The sequence below is a fragment of the Bacillus daqingensis genome (genome assembly GCF_042654445.1).
Lineage (GTDB): Bacteria > Bacillota > Bacilli > Bacillales > Salisediminibacteriaceae > Alkalicoccus > Alkalicoccus luteus.
This window is the reverse complement of the sequence record NZ_JBHSGK010000009.1, coordinates 45598-66093: the sequence shown is the minus strand read 5'-3', so window position 1 is coordinate 66093 and position 20496 is coordinate 45598. Positions and strand designations below refer to the sequence as shown.

20 protein-coding genes are annotated in these 20496 nt (G+C 53.8%); 14 read left to right on the top strand and 6 right to left on the bottom strand.

Going from position 1 to position 20496, the window contains the following annotated elements; translation table 11 throughout:
- From ACFO4L_RS09585 to ACFO4L_RS09565, 5 genes are all read right to left on the bottom strand, one after another.
- The coding region (locus ACFO4L_RS09585) for an ISL3 family transposase (RefSeq protein WP_377909447.1) at positions 1–753 on the bottom strand (753 nt) is incomplete at its 3' end.
- A gap of 161 nt (positions 754–914) precedes the next feature.
- Positions 915–1892 carry an HNH endonuclease domain-containing protein gene (locus ACFO4L_RS09580; RefSeq protein ID WP_377909446.1) on the bottom strand — a complete coding sequence of 326 codons (978 nt, stop codon included), beginning with the start codon at positions 1890–1892 and terminating at the stop codon, positions 915–917.
- A 54-nt stretch (positions 1893–1946) separates the two neighbouring features.
- Positions 1947–2402, bottom strand: a complete 456-nt coding sequence (locus tag ACFO4L_RS09575; RefSeq protein WP_377909445.1) for a GNAT family N-acetyltransferase — start codon at positions 2400–2402, stop codon at positions 1947–1949.
- Positions 2403–2483: 81 nt separating this feature from the next.
- The gene (locus ACFO4L_RS09570) at positions 2484–4019 is read right to left on the bottom strand and encodes a gluconokinase (protein WP_377909444.1); all 1536 of its coding nucleotides are present in this window, start codon (positions 4017–4019) and stop codon (positions 2484–2486) included.
- A gap of 25 nt (positions 4020–4044) precedes the next feature.
- Positions 4045–4902 carry a MurR/RpiR family transcriptional regulator gene (locus tag ACFO4L_RS09565; RefSeq protein WP_377909443.1) on the bottom strand — a complete coding sequence of 286 codons (858 nt, stop codon included), beginning with the start codon at positions 4900–4902 and terminating at the stop codon, positions 4045–4047.
- Positions 4903–5070: 168 nt separating this feature from the next.
- Between ACFO4L_RS09565 and gnd the strand changes: the two genes are divergently transcribed.
- The 10 genes from gnd to ACFO4L_RS09515 all read left to right on the top strand — a co-directional run bounded on the left by gnd (position 5071) and on the right by ACFO4L_RS09515 (position 13997).
- The gene (gnd, locus tag ACFO4L_RS09560) at positions 5071–5967 is read left to right on the top strand and encodes a phosphogluconate dehydrogenase (NAD(+)-dependent, decarboxylating) (RefSeq protein ID WP_377909442.1); all 897 of its coding nucleotides are present in this window, start codon (positions 5071–5073) and stop codon (positions 5965–5967) included.
- Positions 5968–6021: 54 nt separating this feature from the next.
- On the top strand, positions 6022–7140 hold the full coding sequence (locus ACFO4L_RS09555) for a TRAP transporter substrate-binding protein (protein ID WP_377909441.1): 1119 nt from the start codon (positions 6022–6024) through the stop codon (positions 7138–7140).
- A 170-nt stretch (positions 7141–7310) separates the two neighbouring features.
- Entirely contained in the window at positions 7311–7886 is a 576-nt protein-coding gene (locus ACFO4L_RS09550; protein ID WP_377909440.1) for a TRAP transporter small permease, read from the top strand.
- Between the two features lie 13 nt (positions 7887–7899).
- Positions 7900–9180 (top strand): TRAP transporter large permease, encoded by a 1281-nt coding sequence (locus ACFO4L_RS09545; RefSeq protein WP_377909439.1) that lies wholly within the window; start codon positions 7900–7902, stop codon positions 9178–9180.
- A 75-nt stretch (positions 9181–9255) separates the two neighbouring features.
- Entirely contained in the window at positions 9256–9513 is a 258-nt protein-coding gene (locus ACFO4L_RS09540) for an HPr family phosphocarrier protein (RefSeq protein ID WP_377909438.1), read from the top strand.
- An 11-nt stretch (positions 9514–9524) separates the two neighbouring features.
- Positions 9525–10673 carry a galactonate dehydratase gene (gene dgoD / locus ACFO4L_RS09535; RefSeq protein WP_377909437.1) on the top strand — a complete coding sequence of 383 codons (1149 nt, stop codon included), beginning with the start codon at positions 9525–9527 and terminating at the stop codon, positions 10671–10673.
- A 14-nt stretch (positions 10674–10687) separates the two neighbouring features.
- On the top strand, positions 10688–11665 hold the full coding sequence (locus ACFO4L_RS09530; protein ID WP_377909436.1) for a sugar kinase: 978 nt from the start codon (positions 10688–10690) through the stop codon (positions 11663–11665).
- Between the two features lie 17 nt (positions 11666–11682).
- Positions 11683–12315 (top strand): bifunctional 4-hydroxy-2-oxoglutarate aldolase/2-dehydro-3-deoxy-phosphogluconate aldolase, encoded by a 633-nt coding sequence (locus ACFO4L_RS09525; RefSeq protein WP_377909435.1) that lies wholly within the window; start codon positions 11683–11685, stop codon positions 12313–12315.
- A complete protein-coding gene (gene rpiA / locus ACFO4L_RS09520; protein WP_377909434.1) occupies positions 12312–12992 on the top strand; it encodes a ribose-5-phosphate isomerase RpiA in 681 nt (226 codons plus the stop codon). The genes ACFO4L_RS09525 and rpiA overlap by 4 nt, the downstream gene beginning before the upstream one ends.
- Positions 12993–13004: 12 nt before the next feature.
- Positions 13005–13997 carry a C-terminal binding protein gene (locus tag ACFO4L_RS09515; RefSeq protein WP_377909433.1) on the top strand — a complete coding sequence of 331 codons (993 nt, stop codon included), beginning with the start codon at positions 13005–13007 and terminating at the stop codon, positions 13995–13997.
- Positions 13998–14080: 83 nt separating this feature from the next.
- Here ACFO4L_RS09515 and ACFO4L_RS09510 read toward each other — a convergent pair whose 3' ends face one another.
- Positions 14081–15400, bottom strand: a complete 1320-nt coding sequence (locus tag ACFO4L_RS09510) for a S8 family serine peptidase (RefSeq protein ID WP_377909432.1) — start codon at positions 15398–15400, stop codon at positions 14081–14083.
- A 295-nt stretch (positions 15401–15695) separates the two neighbouring features.
- On the opposite strand from ACFO4L_RS09510, the gene ACFO4L_RS09505 reads away from it, so the two are divergent.
- The 4 genes from ACFO4L_RS09505 (at position 15696) to ACFO4L_RS09490 (ending at position 20486) form a co-directional block, all read left to right on the top strand.
- Entirely contained in the window at positions 15696–17060 is a 1365-nt protein-coding gene (locus tag ACFO4L_RS09505) for an aspartate aminotransferase family protein (RefSeq protein WP_377909431.1), read from the top strand.
- Positions 17061–17539: 479 nt separating this feature from the next.
- A complete protein-coding gene (locus ACFO4L_RS09500; RefSeq protein WP_377909430.1) occupies positions 17540–18013 on the top strand; it encodes a hypothetical protein in 474 nt (157 codons plus the stop codon).
- Between the two features lie 107 nt (positions 18014–18120).
- Positions 18121–19575: an NADP-dependent isocitrate dehydrogenase gene (locus tag ACFO4L_RS09495; protein WP_377909429.1), complete on the top strand. Its 1455-nt coding sequence runs from the start codon at positions 18121–18123 to the stop codon at positions 19573–19575.
- A gap of 698 nt (positions 19576–20273) precedes the next feature.
- Positions 20274–20486: a hypothetical protein gene (locus ACFO4L_RS09490; RefSeq protein WP_168004370.1), complete on the top strand. Its 213-nt coding sequence runs from the start codon at positions 20274–20276 to the stop codon at positions 20484–20486.
- The last annotated feature ends 10 nt before the right edge of the window (positions 20487–20496 follow it).

The window sequence follows — 20496 nt, the reverse complement described above, 5'->3', positions numbered from 1 at the left end:
AAATGACTGTTGGACCTGGCGCCGGACTCGTTCCAAAGCCCAATAAACATACCGGCAATAGTGAAATCGGTCGGCGATAATCACCGGTCGGCCGAGTGCCCGGTTCACGGCATGCTTAAAGCTGTGGCTCATGTCCATCACCACCGTGGTGACCCGCTGGCCCTTCTCCCGCAAATACGCTTTAAGGGTATCCGCCCGGCGATCCGGGAGAATGTCCAGCGGCTGCCGGGTGACTGGATCCGCGATAATCAATTGAAACTTCCCTGCCCGTGTATCCCCTTTGTACTCATCAATCGCAATCACCGGAGGCAGTTCGGTTACCGCCTTCCATTGCGGGGCGGCCAGGGTGTCAAACCGGCGCATCACGGTCGTGGGGGAGGTACCGGCACTTTCTGCGGTATCGGTAAACGTTTTGGCTTTCACGACGTTTAGCGCAAGCATTTGATTCCACTCGATGGTCTGACGCTGATACCGTGCCACGAAAGGGGCGCTTTCTGCGAACCGTTTTCCGCAGGAACAGGCATAGCGGCGCTTTCGGTAAAACACGACCGTCCAGCGCTCCGCCTGTTTCAGATGATCCAGCTTTTGGATCCGGTAATCGTGGATCCGTCTAGTCTTTCGCTGACAGGCCGGGCAGGTGTGTCGGCGTTTAGGCAGTTCGACATGAATCTGAATGGTTCGATTGTGATAAGTCCAGTTGGTCACGATGACGCCTTCTAATCCAATGGATTTTGTGATAACATGCAGGTGCACGCAGCTCCACTCCTTTGTCTTGTTTCTCAGCAATTCAAGTATAAAGGAATTGGAGCCTGCGTGTTTTTTTATGCCACCATTGTGTTAAAACCCCAACAAATATTATAGAACCAATAAAACCTGCTGGTCTTAGACGCAGCAGGTTTCTTTTTGTTTTCGGATTACGTAGCCGGCGGCACCCAGATATCGTTATACCCATTTTTAATGGAATACTGATACATCTGCCTCAGCTTGGCAGGGGCGTAAACGTCGAAATCAGCGATCTCTGCCTGTCCCTGTAATGCTTCATTTCGATCAAGAAGTTTATCCAGATAATAAGGCTTTGCCAGCTTATCGGACTTGGAGCTGTTGCAAGTCTGGCAGCTGAGTACTAGGTTCCAAACCTGGTCAGACTGCACGAACGACCAAGGGATAAAATGATCCACGTGCGTGCTTCGTTTGCCGGTGGAGACATCTTTTCCGCAGTAAAAGCAGGATGCATCCATGTAGTGAAGCAGTATTTTTTCAAACGGCTTCAGGTTTTCCCGCTTGGACAGGTCTTCCACTTTCAAAAGCAGGCCGGAAGCGGTACCGTTCAGCTTCTCGATCATTCGTGCCAGGTGGAAATTGGTCAGCTGCACGAGCAGAAGCTGATACTTTAACAGAAACGTATAAACGTTAGGATGGAAGCGGAGTTTTTCGTGCATATGGCTGAATTCGTAAAAGGTCTCTTCCGTATCACCAAACAGCGCACCAAATACGTTTGTTTTCATCGCCTGCTTCACCTTGCGGACGATCTCCACCTGATTTGCGTCCGGCACCTTATCGAATTTCCAGCCGGAAGGAGTGGCATATGCGGCCTGATAATCCAAAATAATCGTCGCTGCTTTTGCATTCGCTCCCGTATTGTGCTGCGTGATCCCGTTTCCGACCACCATGTTCCAGAACATTTTGGCAAAGCTGTAAGCGAGCTGATCGTAGTTCACCTCGAGCCGGTCGTTTACGTTGTACAGATTCTCAATCAGCGACTTAAACAGCACGAACTTATACGTGGAGGATTTTGAGGATTTCGTCGACATCACCCGTGAGAAAATCCGCCAGATCTCTTCGTCTGTTATGTACGCATGCTTTAATTCGCCTTCCCGAAGCTTATGATACATCGCTGTCACCGCCCACTGGTAGTTACGTTCCAGTATAACAGACTGATTTCATTGTTACTTTAAATCATAAACAAACATCTCTTCCCCATCTTCCGGATTCACGCGTTTCAGATCGACAAACCCGTTCTTCTCGTAGAATGTCTTTGCTGGTTTGTTCTCGGGGATGACGCTCAGGACGATTTCGTTCACGCGGTGCTTGTCGCGGATGAAGCGGATCGCTTCGTGAAGAAAAGCGCCGCCGAGTCCGCGTCCCTGAAAGCGGTGGTCGATCATGAAGCGGTCGAGCCAGATGTACGAGCCGTCGCTGCTTTTGGCACCGATCATGATAAAGCCGGCGGGAGTGTCATCGGTATAGAGGCCGTAACACTGCCAGTCGTGCTCGTCATCGAAGACAGCTTCGAGCATCGAGAAGGCGTTTGCTTCGATAAACGCTTCTTGGGACGGGTGCGGTGCAAGCTCGGCGATCGCACGCCAGTTGTCGGCTGTTACAGGTCGGATGGAAAGGGTCATCGTTATCGCTCCTTTGGCTTTAGTGTAGCATGAGAAATAGAAAAAACGCCTCCTTTCCAATAGTGGAAGGAGGCGTTTTGCTTACCGTTTGGAAGCGGAGGCCAGTGTTGTATCGGTAGAGAGGGCGTGCAGCTCGTGAAACGCCGGTCGCAGCGCGTCGTACAATCCGGAGAATACCGGATAGAGCCTGCTGTAGACGGCGTGCACGTCTGCTCTCGGGGTGACCGACTCACGCATCGGAATGTGCGCTTTGATCGAAGCGAGGTCATCGACTTCACCGATCGCATAGAGGCTGATCCATGCCGCTCCCCAGGCCGAGCTCTGGTGGGAGAGGGGCAGGTGAATGTCTTCCCCGAACATGTCCGCAAGCATCTGCACCCAGACGTCCGAGCGGGCGAAGCCGCCGCTTGCGTAAATGCTCCCGGCTTCACCGGTGAGGCGCTCGAGCGACTTAGAGATGCTCTGAATGCTGAAGAGCACCCCCTCGATCCCGGCCCGCGTCATATGAGCGTCGGTGTGGCTCACGGTCAGGCCGACGTAGGCCCCTTTTGCGGCCGCGTCCCAATAGGGAGCACGCTCGCCGTTTAAGCACGGCAGGAAGAGCAGGTTGTCAGCACCGGGTGCGACGTGCTCCATGTCGGTGAACAGCGCTTCGTACGGATCCTTCGTGCCGGTTTCAGCCGTATGGACGTGCTGCTTGAGCCACTCCAGCACGTTGCCGCCGTTGTTCGTCGGGCCGCCTAAAATCCATAGGTCATCGGTGAAGGCGTAGCAGAACACTTCCTGGCGGCTGTCGGTGCGCGGGGCGGACGCCATCTGGCGGATCGCGCCGCTCGTGCCGATCGTAATCGCGGCTTCGCCGGCGTTGATCGCGCCGATGCCGAGGTTCGCAAGCGGCCCGTCGCTGCCGCCGGCCGCAAACGGGGTATCGGCTTTAATCCCGATCGCTTCAGCCGTTTCCGGATCGAGTCCGCGGAAAATAAAGTGCGGCGGCACCGGTTCAGACAGCTGCGCTTCCGTAATGCCGGCGGCTTCCAGCGCGAGCGGCTCCCACGTGCGCTCGTGAATGTTAAAGAGCCCGGAGGCGGAGGCGACAGAATAGTCAACGTGGTACACGCCGAACCAGCGCGCCGTGATCCATTCCTTTACGGATAGAAAGCGGGCTGCCTGTTTATATGGCGCGTAGCCGGTGTCACGCATCCAGCTGAGCTTGACGAGCGGTGACATCGGATGAATCGGTGTGCCGGTGCGCAGGTAGATTTCCGTTCCGGCAGGAGATGCTTTCAGCGCGTCAGCCTGGCTGCTGCTGCGGCAGTCGGCCCACGTGATCGCAGGAGAGAGCGGCACAGCATCAGCGTCGGCGCAGATGAGCGAGTGCATCGCAGACGAGAGGCCGACCGACAAGAGCTCGCCGGGGCCGGCATCAGTGACCGCTTCTTTCAGTGCTTTGACAGCGGCCGCTTCAATCGCAAACGGATCCTGTTCCGCCCAGCCCGGGTGCGGGTGCTGGACCGGATAGCTGCATTCTGCTTCGCCGACGACTTCTCCGGCTTTTGTAAAGAGGACAGCCTTGGCGCTCGTGGTGCCGAGGTCAAGGCCGGCGGTAAACTGTGTCACGATCAAACGACTCCTTTATGAACAGTTAAATTCTCGTACGGGAAATAGCTTCGCGCATTTTCTTCGTCGACTGCTGTACCTGCTCTTTTTTCTGCATGCTAACGTTTACATAAAGTGCGTCGATAAAGCTGAGCTGCGCGAGTCTCGACGATAGTGCTTCCGAGCGGTACTCGGTTTCTTCCGACACAGTGAACAGCGCCACATCGACCCGTTCGCTGAGCGGCGACTTGGCGATCGTCGTGATCCCGATCGTCGGGATGCCTGCACTCTGCACAATGTCGACGGCTTCCAATATGTTATGGTTCGTTCCGGAATGCGAGATAAACACGACCGCATCCTCAGGCGTCAGCTGGGACGCAGACATGAGCTGCAGGTGCGAGTCACTGTAGGCAGCGGTCGGAATGCCGGTGCGGATAAATTTATGATGCGCGTCCATGGCGACGATTCCGGAGCCGCCGTTGCCGTAGAACTCAATCCGGCGCGCGCGAACGAGAATGTCGACCGCCTGCTTCATCTTTCCTTCATCCATGACGGAGAGCGTATCTTCTAAGGTACGGGTGTTAGCCTTGAACACTTTTTCGGCGATCGTTTTTTCGTCGTCGCCCTCCTGAATCGTTTCGTGAATGTCTTTCACGCCTTTGACGAGTTCGGAGGCGAGGGCAATTTTCATCGCCTGGTAGCCTTTAAAGCCGATCCGCTTGCAGAAGCGGAACACGGTCGCTTCGGCGACGTGCAGGTTATCTGCCACCTGGCTGATGGTGGAGTGAATGATGTCTTCCGGATGTTCTAAGATGTAATCTGCAATGACTTTTTCCTTCGCGCGGAACTCGTGATAGGATGCGCGGATGCGATGCTTACAATGCCCCTGTGCGAGCTGCTGCATGTCACTGCCTCCTTTATCAATGTGGTGTGGTATGAGACCAGTATAAACCATTTTAGAAAATAAAAAAATATTTTTTCTTTATTATCTATTGAAAAAGAAATTTTTTATCTTATAATAGGACACAGGAAGAAAACATATTTCTTTTTCGTTTTCGGAAGGAGTGGCTGTATGAAGATCGGGTTTATCGGCCTTGGAAAAATGGGCTATAACCTGGCGCTGAATTTAATGGATCATCAGCACGAGGTTGTTGCAAATGATGTGAATAACGAACAGATCAGTGCACTGGCACGTGAAGGAGCGGAGCCGGCCTGGAGCCTGGAAGAAGTTGTGCAGAAGCTGGAAGCACCGAGAACGGTCTGGCTGATGGTGCCGGCAGGAGAAATTACCGGCGCGCTTGTAGATCAGCTGGCAGAGCTGCTCGAGCCGGGTGACACCGTGATCGACGGAGGCAACTCCAACTATAAAGATTCCCTTGCACGCAATGAGAAGCTGCGCGGACTTGGCATGCACTTTGTCGATGTCGGAACAAGCGGCGGCGTGGAAGGTGCGAGAGAAGGTGCCTGCATGATGGTCGGCGGCGATCAGGAGATTATCAGCCGCATCGAACCGATTTTTACTGATACGACAATTGAAAACGGTTACCTGCATGCCGGGGCGCCGGGCAGCGGTCATTTCCTCAAAATGATCCATAACGGAATTGAGTACGGCATGATGCAGTCGATCGCAGAAGGGTTCGACATTTTGGAAAAAAGCCAGTTTGACTACGACTACGAGCAGGTAGCGAAGCTATGGAACCACGGATCGGTTATCCGCTCCTGGCTCATGGAACTGACGCAGAACGCGTTCTCAAAAGATCCAAAGCTCGACGGCATCCGCGGCGTCATGAACTCGTCCGGCGAAGGCAAGTGGACGGTGGAATCCGCACTGGATCTGGAAGTACCGGCACCGGTCATCGCGCTTTCTCTGATGATGCGCCACCGATCTCAGGAAGACGACACGTTCACTGGCAAGGTAGTGGCAGCGCTCCGAAACGAATTCGGCGGCCATGCAGTTGTAAAGAAGTAGGTATCATGAGGGGAGCGTGCTCCCCTCCAACTATAAAAAAGAGGTGACGTATTCATGAAAAAGAAAGCAGTTCTTTCCGTAACGATGGCGTTTGGTCTCACAGCAGTGCTTGCAGCTTGCGGCGATGCAGAAAACAATAACGGCGGTGCGGACAACGGCGCGAACAATGCGGAAGAAAATGTAAGCGATAACAATGAGGCAGAAGCAGCGAACTCCGAGTACTCCAGCGGCGATGCCTCCTACGTCATTGAAGCCGGCATCGGGCTGAACAATCAGCACCCGCAGTACGAAGGGCTTCTCCGCTTTAAGGAAATCGTAGAAGAAGCAACAGACGGCGATGTGTACGTCGAGACCTACCACAGCTCCCAGCTTGGTGACGACCGTGAAATGATGGAAGCGTTGCAGCTAGGCAGCCAGGAGGTGACGATTCCGTCCACGGCACCTGTAACGAACTTCGTTGAGGAGTATGCGATTCTCGACTTCCCGTTCCTGTTTGCCAATGAAGATGTGGCGATGGAAGTACTGAACGGGGAAATCGGTGATGAGCTGCTCGATTCTCTTGAGGATCAGGAAATGGTTGGACTGGCATGGTGGGAAAACGGCTACCGCGATCTGACGAACAGCACACAGCCGGTTGAAACAGCAGAAGATTTCCAGGGACTGACGATCCGCACGATGGAAAACGAAGTGCATTTAGAAGCCTTCTCCGAGCTTGGAGCGAACCCGACGCCAATGGCGTTCGGTGAACTGTTTACCGGCATGCAGCAGGGTACAGTAGACGGTCAGGAGAACCCGCTTGCGACGATTTACCTGGAAGGATTCTATGAAGTGCAGGATTACTATTCTGATACGAACCACGTCTACAGCCCGTTCGTCTTCCTGATGAGCAAGCAGTTTTATGATTCCCTCCCGGATGACTACCAGGAGATCGTAGGCGATGCCGCTCAGGAGGCAGGCGAGTTCCAGATCGAACAGAACCGTGCGCAAAATGAAGAGCTGCTTGACGCACTGATCGACGAAGGCATGGAGCATTCTGAAGTAACGGATGAGGCCCGCGAAGAAATGGCGGAAATCGTTCAGCCGGTTAACGACCAGTTTGCTGAACAGCTGGATCAGGACTTTGTAGAGCGCTTTTTCCAGGCCGTTGAAGAAGCAGAGGAAATGCATCAGTAAGTGAAGGAAGCCGGAGTGTACCACACTCCTGACATACTCCGCCCCATCCCCCTTGGGGCGGCTTTCCAGCACGAGCAAAGCCGGACGCCGCTTAGGCGGCGCCCGGAACTGGCCGTGCTCCATTTATTTCTGTACTTAAGCTTGGCTTTGATGATAAAGGCGGTGGAAGCATGCGTATTATCCGATGGCTGGACGAACATATCGAGGAGGCACTGCTCGTTGTTTTCTCCAGTATTATGATCATTATTATCGCCCTCCAGGTGTTCATGCGCTACGTAATCGGCGATTCGCTGGCCTGGTCGGAGGAACTGGCCCGGTTCTCGTTTATCTGGCTTGTGTATATCGGGATCAGCTACGGGATTAAAAAGCAGCGCCACATCAAAGTGGATGTGATGCTGATTGTGTTTAAGCACCGTGGCAAAATCATTCTCAATATGATTTCCAATGTCATTTTCCTGGCGTTTGCGGTTGTCATCATTTACTACGGCACCGATATTGCGACACGTATTCTTGAGCTCGGCCAGCGTTCACCTGGTCTTGGAGTGCCGATGGGACTCGTCTACATGGCGACACCTGTCGGAATGGGGCTCACGGTGATCCGGCTTCTGCAGCAGCTGTACCAGCAGGGACGGGCGCTTGCAGGCAAGGGTGACTTCTCCGTCGAGCTTGAGCACGACAAAGCGCTCGACACGCAGGAAGAGCTGATTGAGAAAAATGAAGACGACCAACCGAAGGTAGACAGGTAGGAGGGATGTAGCCGTGACAGAAGCGATATTGTTTATTAGTTTTGCCGTACTGCTCCTTTTGAGCGTACCGGTCGGGATCGCACTCGGTGTGGCGACCCTGCTTACCATCGTGTTTGCCGATGTGCAGACGATCGATTTCCTAGCTCAGGCGATGGTCACTTCGATTGACTCCTTTCCGCTGATGGCCGTCCCGTTCTTTATCATTGCCGGTGAAATTATGGGACGCGGCGGCATCACGGAACGGTTGTTTGGCGTCGCCAACTCACTTGTCGGAAATAAAACTGGCGGCTTTGCAATTGCGACGATCGTGACCGCGCTCTTTTTTGCAGCGATTTCCGGCTCCGCGCCTGCGACGGTTGCCGCAATCGGCGGGATGATGATTCCGGCGATGGTCAGCCTCGGCTATGATAAGCGGTTTGCGACAGCGACAGTTGCGGCCGCCGGGTCCCTCGGCGTGATGATTCCGCCGAGTATCCCGATGGTCATGTACGGAGTGACAGGGTCAACCTCCATCGGTGATATGTTTATCGCCGGGATTATTCCCGGTCTGATCGTTGCCGGGTTTCTGATTGCGTTTGCTTATTTTTATTCGAAGAAAATGGGCTATAAGGGTGACTCGGAAGAGCCGTTTACGTTTAAGCGGTTCGGAGCAGAGTGCTGGAGAGCGAAGTGGGCGCTCTTGATTCCGATCATCATTTTAGGTGGTATTTACGGCGGTATCTTTACACCGACAGAAGCGGCCGTGATTGCCGTCGTCTACGGGATCTTGATCAGCGTGTTCGTCTACCGCGAGCTGCCGATTAAAAAGCTGCCGAGCGTGCTCGCAGCCGGATCGCTTACGACCGCAACGGTGCTCATCGTGGTTGGCTCTGCTACCGCGTTCGGCCAGCTGCTGACGCGTCAGCAGGTGCCGACCCGTATCGCAGAAGCGATGGTGCAAGTTTCGGAAAACCCGGTTATCATCATGCTGCTCATCATCGTGCTGCTTTTGATCGTCGGCTGTTTCATGGACACGCTCGCATCGATCATCATTCTGACGCCGCTGCTGCTGCCGGTAGCCATCGAATTCGGCTACGATCCGGTGCACTTCGGGATGGTCATGATCATTACGCTTGCTATCGGCTTTATTACACCGCCGCTCGGGGTTAACCTGTTCGTCAGCTCCGGAATATCCGGTCTGCCGATCATGACGATCGCCCGCGGCGTGATTCCGTACTTCTTTATGATGCTGATCGCACTGCTGATCATCACCTTTATTCCGCAGCTTTCGCTGTACCTGCCATCGTTCAGGTAGCGATCTGACAACAGCCGTCCAACCAGCTTTTGGACGGCTTTTTTTTATCATTATGTTACGAGGAGTGCTGTAGATATGGAGATTGCCAAACAGGATATTACGATCCGTCTGGAAGAAACTCAGACGATTGTCGAACTGACGAATCTGCTGACGCCGTATGAGTCGGACATTTATATCGTGAATCGCTCCGGGGGCAACGTGATCGAGGCAAACGTCAAAAGCCTGCTCGGGCTCGTCAGCCTGCGTATCGGCAACGGGGACCGGGTCACGGTCAGGGCAGAAGGAACAGATGCAGAGGCGGCGCTCGATGCCGTTGTTCAATTTTTAACGTAGGAGGAATCGGGATGAAAGTGACGTCGATGGAATGCTTTATCGTACCGCCGAGGTGGTGCTTTCTGAAGGTGGAAACGGACGAGGGAATCACCGGCTGGGGCGAACCGGTCGTGGAAGGCCGTGCCGCTACAGTAAAGGCAGCAGTTGAAGAACTGAAGGAATACGTCATCGGCCGCGATCCGCGGCTGATTGAAGATACGTGGAACATGCTCTACCGGAGCGGCTTTTACCGCGGGGGACCGGTGCACATGAGTGCACTCGCCGGTATCGACCAGGCGCTCTGGGACATTAAAGGCAAGTTTCACGGTGTGCCGGTATATGACCTGCTCGGAGGAGCGTGCAGGGAAAAAATGCGCGTCTATTCGTGGATCGGCGGCGACCGGCCTGACGACGTAGCTGGACACGTGAAGCAGCAGCTCGCACAGGGCTTTACCGCAGTCAAAATGAATGCGACCAATGAGATGCAGTACATTGATTCCTATAAAAAGGTCGATGAAGCGGTGGACCGGATTGCGGCGATCCGCGACGCCGTCGGGCAGGACGTGGAAGTCGGGCTCGATTTTCACGGCCGGGTGCATAAACCGATGGCAAAAGTACTTGCCAAAGCACTGGAGCCGTACCGGCCGATGTTTCTGGAGGAGCCGGTGCTTCCGGAAAACAATGAGGCGCTTGCGGAAATTGCGCGCAGCACGTCGATCCCGATTGCGACCGGAGAGCGGATGTATTCGAAATGGGATTTTAAGCCGCTGCTTGAAGGCGGCTACGCTGACATCATCCAGCCGGATCTTTCGCACGCGGGCGGCATCACCGAATGCCGGAAAATCGCGTCGATGGCGGAAGCGTATGATGTGGCGCTCGCACCGCACTGTCCGCTGGGCCCGGTCGCGCTCGCTTCGTGCCTGCAGGTGGACGCGGTCTCGCATAACGCGTTTATTCAGGAGCAAAGCTTTGGCATCCACTACAACGTCGGCAATGACTTAAATGACTACTTAAAGGATACGTCGGTTTTTGCGTTCGAAGACGGATTTGTTCATCTGCCGAAGGGACCAGGTCTTGGTGTAGAGATGGATGAAGATAAAATCCGCCGCGCAGCAAATGATGCGTTTGCCTGGAAAAACCCGGTCTGGCGCCACGCAGATGGCAGCATTGCAGAATGGTAAGGAGGAGAAGCGATATGATGTCCCCGGAAGTGATAACGATGGGGGAAACGATGGTGATCATGAACCCCCAGCAGGATCTGCCGCTTGAATATGTGGATACCTTCCGCAAGCAAATCGGCGGCGCGGAATCGAACGTAGCCGTCGGTGTGGCAAGGCTCGGACATACGAGCGGCTGGATCAGCCGCGTAGGCGACGATCCGTTCGGCACGTATATTGAGAAAACACTCCGCGGGGAAGGGATCGATCTGTCACATGTAGCGCGGGATCAGCAGGCACCGACGGGTTTCTTTTTTAAGGAACGCCGCCGCGCGGCCAGCGTTAACGTGTACTACTACCGGGCCGGCTCGGCAGCTAGCAGGCTGCAGCCGGGGGACGTGGACCCGGAATACGTGGCTGGCGCAAAGCTCGTGCATTTGTCCGGAATCCTTCCGGCATTGAGCACCGACTGCCGTCACGCAGCCGATCAGCTGCAGGAAACGGCGAAAAACGCAGCCATTCCGGTTGTATTTGACCCGAATGTGCGGATGAAGCTGTGGAACAGCCGCGAAGAAGCGGCTGAGATTTTGAACCGCTATGCGCTTGCAAGCGACTACGTGCTGATCGGTCAGTCAGAAGGCGAGCTGCTAGCAGACGAACGCGAACCGGAGGCGATCGCTTCGTTTTACCAGCGACAGAATCCGGAGCTGACGGTCGTGGTCAAGCTCGGAGAAGACGGGGCGTTCGTTTCAGCACCCAGCGAGCAGTTATATGTCGCCGGCTACCCCGTTCAGAACGTGACCGATCCAATCGGCGCAGGCGACGCATTTGCCGCTGCCTTTATGAGCGGACTGCTGCACGAAGAAACGCTCTCGAAATCGGTGCAGCTCGGTAACGCTGCCGGAGCATGTACGGTTCAGGCAGCAGGTGACATAGAAGGATTTCCATCACGACAGGAGCTGGACACGCTGATTCAGGCTGAAGGAAAACGACCGGCCGAAGACGTGAACCGGTAAGTTAAGGAGGGAAAAGTATGCATACATTTCCGATGTTTGAAGCATCACCGATTATTGCTGTGATCCGTAAACCGCCGAAGGAGCACGTGTTTTCGCTCGTCGAGGCGCTGTTAAAAGGCGGTGTTACGAATTTGGAGCTGACGATGCAGGAGCATGATTCTGCTGATACGATTCATGAACTTGTGCACCGCTACGGGCAAGAAGCCTGGATCGGCGCCGGCACCGTGATTGACGAAGCGCAGGCTGTAGCTGCGGTGCAGGCGGGAGCTTCGTTTATTTTTTCCCCGAACATGGACAGGCGCGTGATTCAAACGGCAAAAAAGCTTGGTGCCGTCTCGATTCCCGGCGTGCTTACGCCTACAGAAGCGCTGCAGGCGGTGGAGGCTGGCGCTGACTGTGTCAAAGTCTTTCCGGCGTCCGCGTTCGGACCGCGCTACATCAAGGAGCTGAAGGGACCGCTTCCGCATGTGCCGATCATTCCGACAGGCGGCATCGACCGGACAAACATCGCGGACTTCCGCGAAGCAGGGGCAATAGCCTGCGGACTTGGAGGCTCGCTCGTCGACCAGAAGCTGATCGACTCTGGAAACTTTTCTGAACTAACGAGCCGTGCAGAAGAGCTGGTGGCACTTGCCGGAGGCCGTTCATGAGCCGGGAGCGGGAAAAAGAACTCGCGGCTTTAACTGCCGTCGACTGGGTGAAAGACGGAATGACGATCGGTCTCGGCTCGGGCAGCACGATGAACATCTTTATTGAAAAGCTTGGCGAACGGGTGCAGCAGGGGCTGACAATCGAAGCTGTTTCCTCGTCGGTAAAATCGGCCCGCCTCGCCGGGCAGTATGGCATCCGCGTTCGTACTATGGAGGAAGTGGATGCCGTCGAGCTCGCTGTTGATGGCGCCGATGAAGTGACGCCGGAAGGACTGCTCGTCAAAGGCGGGGGCGGCTCGCTGCTGCGGGAGAAGCTCGTACTGGAAGCAGCAGATAAGCGGCTGATTTTGATTGATGCAGGGAAATACGTGAACGCAGCTGGCGCGTTCCCGCTGCCGGTGGAAATCGTTCCGTTTGCATACAGGCAAACGATGGAGCGGATCCGCCGGACGGGCCTTGAACCGGAGCTGCGTGTACGTGAAGACGAGCCGTTTGTGACGGACAATGGCCTTTGGATCGTTGACTGTAAAACGAAAGGCGTCACGGTTAGCGAATCGCTGCACGAACAGCTGAAGCTGCTTACTGGCATCGTCGAGACCGGTATTTTCGCGTCGGTGGCAGACGATGTGCTGATTGGCAAACAGGATGAGGTTGAGCACCTGACATTCCCGAGGTAGGAGGAGATTCACATGACACAATGGACAATCGCCGTTACCGATTATGACTATACGACATTTGAACCGGAACAGAGCGTGATAGACGGTCAGAATATAAAGCTGGAGCTGCATCAGTGCAAAACAGAAGCAGAGGTCATTGAGGCGTGCCAGCATGCGGACGCGCTGTTGAATCAGTATGCGCCGATTACACGAAACGTGCTGGAACAGCTGCCGAATGTAAAGGTGGTCGCCCGGTACGGGATCGGGGTGAATACGATTGATGTCGAAGCTGCAACGGATCGTAACGTGCTTGTTTGCAACGTCACCGACTACTGTCTGGATGAAGTTGCGGATCACACGATGGCCTTTGTACTGGAGCACGCCAGAAAACTAGTCACTCTGCGTGATTCGGTCCGCAAAGGTGAATGGCATTTTCAAAAGGCAGCACCGATTCCGAGGCTCCGAAAGCAGACGCTCGGGTTAGCCGGATTCGGCAACATACCGAGAAACGTAGCAGAAAAAGCGAAGCCGTTCGGTCTGCGAGTGGTAGCATACGATCCATTTGTCGACGAAGAATCCGCCGCCTCAGCTGGCGTCAAGCTCGTTTCGTTTGAAACGCTCTGCCGAGAATCGGACTTCCTTTCGGTCCACCTGCCGCAGACGAACGAAACAGAAGGCATGTTCAACAAAGAAGCATTTCAGCAGATGAAAGAGAATGCGCTGATTATTAACACGTCACGCGGACCGGTGATCGATGAACAGGCGCTGATCGACGCGCTGAAGCAAGGGGAAATCGGCGCGGCGTCTCTGGACGTGCTGGAGCAGGAGCCGGCAGCTGCCGACCATCCGTTCCGCACGATGGATAACGTGATTCTGACGCCGCACTCCGCCTTCTATTCAGAAGAATCCGTGCATGAGCTGAAACAAAAAACCGCACAGAACGTGGTGGACGTCCTCCAGGGCCGCTTTCCCGCTTACATCGTGAACCGGGATGTGAAAGAAAAACTGGCGCTTGCGGAGCGGTAGCAAAACGATTCCAACCAGTTAAGGAGATAAAGAATCTAAAAAACGTCCGCTCTCCTTCCCGGGGAGCGGACGTTTCTAATGGTCTAGCGCAGTGCTTCGTATACGTCGACGATGCCGTGGCCGAATTCGTTGCTGCGGCCGTTGCCGTCCACCTGATCAGCTGTCTGCTGCAGGTGCGTGATGACGCGCGGGCGCTGCATGTTCGGGTTTTCTACCTTCACGAGCGCAGCAGCTGCGGCTACTTTCGGCGCGGCCATGCTCGTACCCATCGCCCAGCCGTAGGAGCCCTGATCAACTGGGATCGTGCTGTAGGCGCGGGACTCCTCTTCCAGCAGCGACTGATCTTGATCCGGGTTCGGCCAGTTTGGACCGTAGTCACCGCCCGGTGCAGCGAGGCTCACGTTGGACGTGCCGTAGTTGGAATAGTAGGCAAGCGTATCACGGTCGGTGGACGCAGATACGCTGATTACGCCTGGAATGTCCGTAAACGTGTCAAACAGCGGCCCGTACTGACGCCCTTCGCCCGGAACGGTATGAACAGCTTTACCGAGATCGAGTCCGTCATTGCCGTTCGCCCCGACGATAATCATGCCTTCGCGATGTGCATACTGTACGGCGCGCTTGGACGACAGGTGAAGCAGACGGTCTGCTTCTTCATTGATAAAGCTGTACGTGCCGAGGCTCAGGTTAGCAACATCGACGCCATCATCAGCGGCGGTCGTAATCGCATCCAGAATACCGGTCCAGTTCATGCGCCCCTGGTCGTTCGTGACGCGGTAGGAAGCAATGCCGAGCTCTGGTCCAACGCCGAGCACGCGTCCGTTACCGGCAATCGAGCCTGCCACATGCGTGCCGTGCATACCGGAGTCTTCATAGGCATCCTCCGGAGATGAATCCGGGTGGAACGTTTTACCGTACAGCAGGTTGTCTTCTAAGTCCGGATGGGAAAAATCAACGCCGGTATCAATCACGCCGACAACAACAGAATGATCGCCCTTCGTCACATCCCATGCTGCGCCGTCGTTTGTGACGCGTTTAATGTCCCACTGATACTGCTCAAACAAATCTGCCTCTGCGGCTTCATCCGGTACTACGTCATCGGCTTCCAGCACGAGGTCTTTCGTCTCAATGCGCACGTCTTCGACAGCTGAAGCGGCGATCCCGCTCGCTTCCACGTCTTCCAAAAAGCCTTCTCCGGCTGCAACATGTACGAGTCCAATCGCTTCCGCATCGGCGACGACTTCTGCTCCTAGTGATTCCAGTTCTGCCGTACCTTCCTCGATGCTTACATTTCCGTTTAACAGCACCATATATTCGGCTTCTTCTTCAGCTGAAGCGGCTCCAGCGAATGCTCCTGCGCCGATCAGTCCAGCAGCAGATACGATAAACAGCTGTTTTTTCATCATCATCTTCCTCCCCATGTTTTCTTTCGTATAACGAATAAAATCAGCATAGCACATTCAATTATCTGAATAGTTAAAATGAGGCAGGTTCACGAAAAGGTACCAGTTACATTTACTGACAATTGAGCCTGCGCAGGCAATTAGTATGCCAAACGAGCAGGACTTTTTTAAGCGAGGGGTGACTTTCGCATTAATTTCCAAGAAACTGTCCACATTTGATGTGTTTACTCCATTTTTCATATAAAATGGAGTAAATAATTCATTTTGAATAAAAACATGGAGGAATGACTCACGAATGGAAAACGTAACGGAAACCGCAGCGGAAGTCAGTACAGCGAAATCACAGGCGCTTTTTGAGGAAGCGATGGACGTGATGCCAGGGGGCGTAACGGCAAATATCAAGTATTTTAAGCCGCACCCGATCGTGATGGAGGAAGGACACGGAAGCAGACTGTACGACGTGGACGGCAATGAATACATTGACTACCTGCTCTGCTACGGAGCACTCATGACCGGCCATGGGCACCCGGCTGTCTATACGGCGGTAACCGAGCAGATGTATTCCAAAGGTACGACGATCTTCGGCGCCCCGCACCGGCTGGAAATCACGATGGCGCAGAAGCTGCGCGATCTGTACCGCGGCATTGACCAGGTCCGCTTCTGCAATTCCGGCATGGAGGCGACGCTTCTGGCGGTAAGGCTTGCCGCTGCTTACACCGGTCGGCATAAAATCGCAAAATTCGAAGGCCACTATCACGGCGGCTACGATCAAGTGCTGATGAGTGTGAACCCAAATGAAACAGAAGAAGGAACAGCGGAGAACCCGGCTTGCGTGCCGGATTCGAGCGGAGTGTCGAGCGAATGCGTAGCTAACACGGTCATCCTTCCGTTTAACGACATCACCGCATGTGAAACGATTTTACGAAAGCAGGCAGATGACGTTTCCTGTGTGATGATGGAGCCGATTCAATCCGGTTTCATTCCGGCCTCACCGGATTTCATGAAGCAGCTGCGTGCCCTTACAGAGGAGCTTGGCATCGTGCTCATTTACGACGAGGTCAAAACAGGTTTTCGGGTCTCCCTCGGCGGAGCGCAGGAAATCTACGGCATTAAGCCGGATTTGACGACGCTTGGAAAAGTACTCGGCGGCGGTTTCCCTGTCGGCGCACTCGGCGGAAAACGCGAGATCATGGAGCTCTGTTCACCGGCTTCCGGACGTGACATTCTTACAGCCGGCACATCGGGATCAGAAAAAGCATTTTTCCACAGCGGTACGTACAACGGACATCCGACAACGCTTGCTGCGGGGCTCGCAACGATTCAGCTGCTGGAAAAACGCGGCGGCATTGCAGATGTCTTTCGGAAAACCGAGCAGCTAAAGCGCGGCCTCACAGAGCTCTATCAAGAGTTTAACGTGCCGATGCAGGCGATGGGGGTGGGCAGCATTTTCAACATCGTACTGACGGATGAACCGATCCGCAACCTGCGCGATATGCGTAAAGCCGACACCGATCTGCGCCGCCGTATTGACGAAGCACTGCTGACGCTCGGCATTTACTCCAAGCCGATGAACCGCTACTCGATGTCGACCGCTCATGATGAAGCAGATATCGAAAAGACAATCGACGCCCATCGCAGGGCGCTGGAGCTCGTGCTTTAGGTGAATGTGGAAGGAGGCTTCCGGCTGAGTGCCGGGAGCTTTTTTACGGGACTCGTCAGGTTTGATAACTTGGGAGGTCAGGATGAAACGTTTGGTGTTGCAAATGATCATAATTTCGCTATCGAGAACGCCAGGTAATAACACGTATAAGCTTCAGCCCGAAAATGATACGTTCAAGCAGTTTGTTGAAAACTGCTGCCCTGCAAATGAGAAAGTTGCGGAACAGATTAATAACTTTCAGGCCGTTAGTCAACACAACATGTTGTTCGTTATAAAAGTTATACAAAAGGTAGCAAAAAGAAGGTCAATATTCTCTATAAGAAACAAGTTGTGTAAAATAGTTGATTTTTATTGAAAAAATGTCGAATCGTGACGGAATTTTGCTGAAAAAGCGTATACTGTAGGTACGTGATAACGAACGGAAGCGTTTTTTTACCGCCGGGGGAATTCCGGCCTGCAGGCCAAAGAGGAGCATTATCATGAAAGGGTTAAAGGTGCTGATCGCAGGATTGTTGGCCGTCCTCTTTGTTTTTGGAGCAGCGGCATCAGCGGGAGCAGGCTCTTTTGGAAGTGACGCAAACAAAATGCTGGCGGAGACACGAGCAGCAACAGCTAAGTATCAGCAGGTAGAGCGGGCGGAAGATGATGGCTACGTATGGGTTAACTGTGTACCTGGTATGGGAAATCACTACGTTAACTTCGAGCTTGTTGAAACTCCGGGACATGATCATAAGCAGCCGGAGGTTCTAGTGTATGAAGAGATGAAAAACGGGAAGATGAAGCTGGCTGCCGTAGAATTTTTAGGGGGTGCAGAGGAGGCTCCGGAACTTTATGGGCAGACGTTTGATGACGGCCCGTTTGGACCGGGAAGCTATGCGCTGCACGTATGGATTTGGAAACATAATAAAGACGGCATGTTTGCTGAATACAATTCAGCCGTAAGCTGTAAGTAACGATCCAACCGCCACCCCCGGCGGTTTTTTTCATGAAATCAATGATTAGCGCCTCCTGTGAAAGGGGTATGGGAAAAAGAGTCAATTATACAGGAGGAGGCGGAACAATGGGCAGAACACCAGTCACAGTTGCGCGCGGAGACGGGATCGGGCCGGAAATCATGGATGCCGTTCTGCGCATATTGGAAGCGGCAGATGCACCAATTGAACCGGAATACATCGATATCGGAAAAGAAGCCTACTTAAACGGGTGGACGACGGGGATCACCGACGATGCCTGGAAGTCGCTCAACCGCACAAAGCTGTTTTTAAAAGCACCAATTACAACGCCGCAGGGAGGCGGTTATAAAAGCCTGAATGTGACGATCCGTACGACGCTTGGGCTGTATGCAAACGTGCGGCCGACGATGTCGCTTGCTCCGTTTGTGAAAACGAAGCATCCGGAGATGGACCTCGTTGTGATCCGTGAAAACGAAGAGGATCTCTATACGGGTATCGAGTACCAGCAGACGCCGGAAGTCGTGCAGAGCATGAAGCTGATCACGCGTCCCGGCACGGAACGGATCGTCCGCTATGCGTTTGACTACGCAAAAAAACACGGCCGGAAAAAGGTGACGTGCATTACGAAGGATAACATCATGAAGCGCTCGGACGGGCTGTTTCACAAGGTATTTGAGGAAGTGGCGAATGAATATCCGGAGCTGGAAACGGACCACTGGATTGTGGACATCGGCCTTGCGAAAATTGCCGACACGCCGGAGGATTTCGATGTGGTCGTCATGCCGAACCTTTACGGTGATATCGGATCCGATATCGCTGCCCAAATTTCGGGCAGCGTCGGGCTTGCAGGTTCTGCCAACGTCGGCGATGAGTATGCGATGTTTGAAGCGATTCACGGCAGTGCGCCGGACATCGCTGGAAAGGGTATCGCTAACCCATCCGGCCTGTTGAATGGCGCGGTGCAGCTGCTGCTCCATATCGGAGAAGCGGAGACAGCGGAGAACATTCAAAACGCCTGGCTGAAAACATTGGAAGACGGCGTGCATACCGGCGATATTGCGAAAGGCGGTAAGTCGGTCGGCTCCAAGGAGTTTGCGGATGCCGTCATCGAGCGTCTCGGCAGCCGTCCGGAAAAGCTGCAGGCTGTTTCATTCGAAGCGACTTCCGGGAGCATGCCGGAGCCGCTGCCAAAGAAGGCGTCGGAGCGGGCAGGACAGCCTCCAAAGCGGGAGCTCGACGGCGTCGACGTATACGTATATAACAAGGATCTGTCGGCTGATCAGCTGGCAATGCTCATCTCGCGTGCAGCTGAGCCGGACTATGAGCTTTCTGTCATCACGAACCGCGGCGTCAACGCTTACCCGACGGAGCGGGACGATCTGTTTACGACCGATCACTGGCGCTGCCGCCTGCTGCCGGCTGCCGGCGTGAAGGCGGATCATGAGGGCATTTTGAAGCTGCTCGCAAGACTGACCGGCGCAGACGTCGACTGGATTCAGGTCCAGAATCTCTACAGCTTTGATCAAACGGAAGGCTATTCCGAAGCAAAACGGGATCGCTGATCGCAGAACCGCTCCTATTAACGTGGAGCGGTTTTTTCTGTTTGGAGGAAGCGCGGCGTAGTTGAACGTTTCCTTGAAAAAGTTGACTGTTTTACCCGTTCAAATGATGCTTTCTTCGTTATAGCAGTTCTAAGTTAATGCTCGTGAACAACTGCAAGCCAAAGTTAATGCTTTTCAAGCCATTGGTAAAGCTTTCAGGAGTGAGGTTAACGCTTTACCCCGGAAAGTTGAACATTTTCCTAATGGAGCAATTTCATCATCCACCTCCGCAGGCTGCGCCTGCCTCTGATTACACCATTCAAAAAAACCAGCGACGTTCTTTTCACTCGGAATGCTTTTTCCACCGGTCAGCTTGAACGACCAAGCTGCTGCGTGTTCTTCGTATGATAACTTTCGCCACGAAATGATAACTTCATCTATCAGCTTGAAAACTTTTTCGTTATTAAGAACGAAACATGATAACCATAATAAGTTTGAAGCTGAGAATGAAATGTTTCGCGACAAAGACGATAACTCGCGGCCGGCAAATGAAAACTTTGTGCACCAGTTTAATAACTTTCAGCGGAAACAAAAAAGCGTCCTTGTTACAGCATCAGCAAGCATGTTCACAAAAAGCCCTATGTTAGAAATCAGTGAATGCGGGAATAGAGGAATTACTGATGCCGCTAAGAAAAAATGGAAAACAGGGAGGGATAACCATGATACCTGAAGAAGAGTATGAGAACGAGCTGGTTGAGCTTGTATCCAAGGCGCAGGAGCGCTATAAAGAATTGACGGAGCAGATCGAAGAGGAGAAGCGGAAGCTGGAATATGAGGTTCCGGGTGAGCCGGAGGACCGTGTTGCCGTTGAGCAGACGATCGAGCGTCTCGAGGAAGAGCGCCGCCGTATTTCAGAGGGAGGACCGCTTTAACAGACTGCTT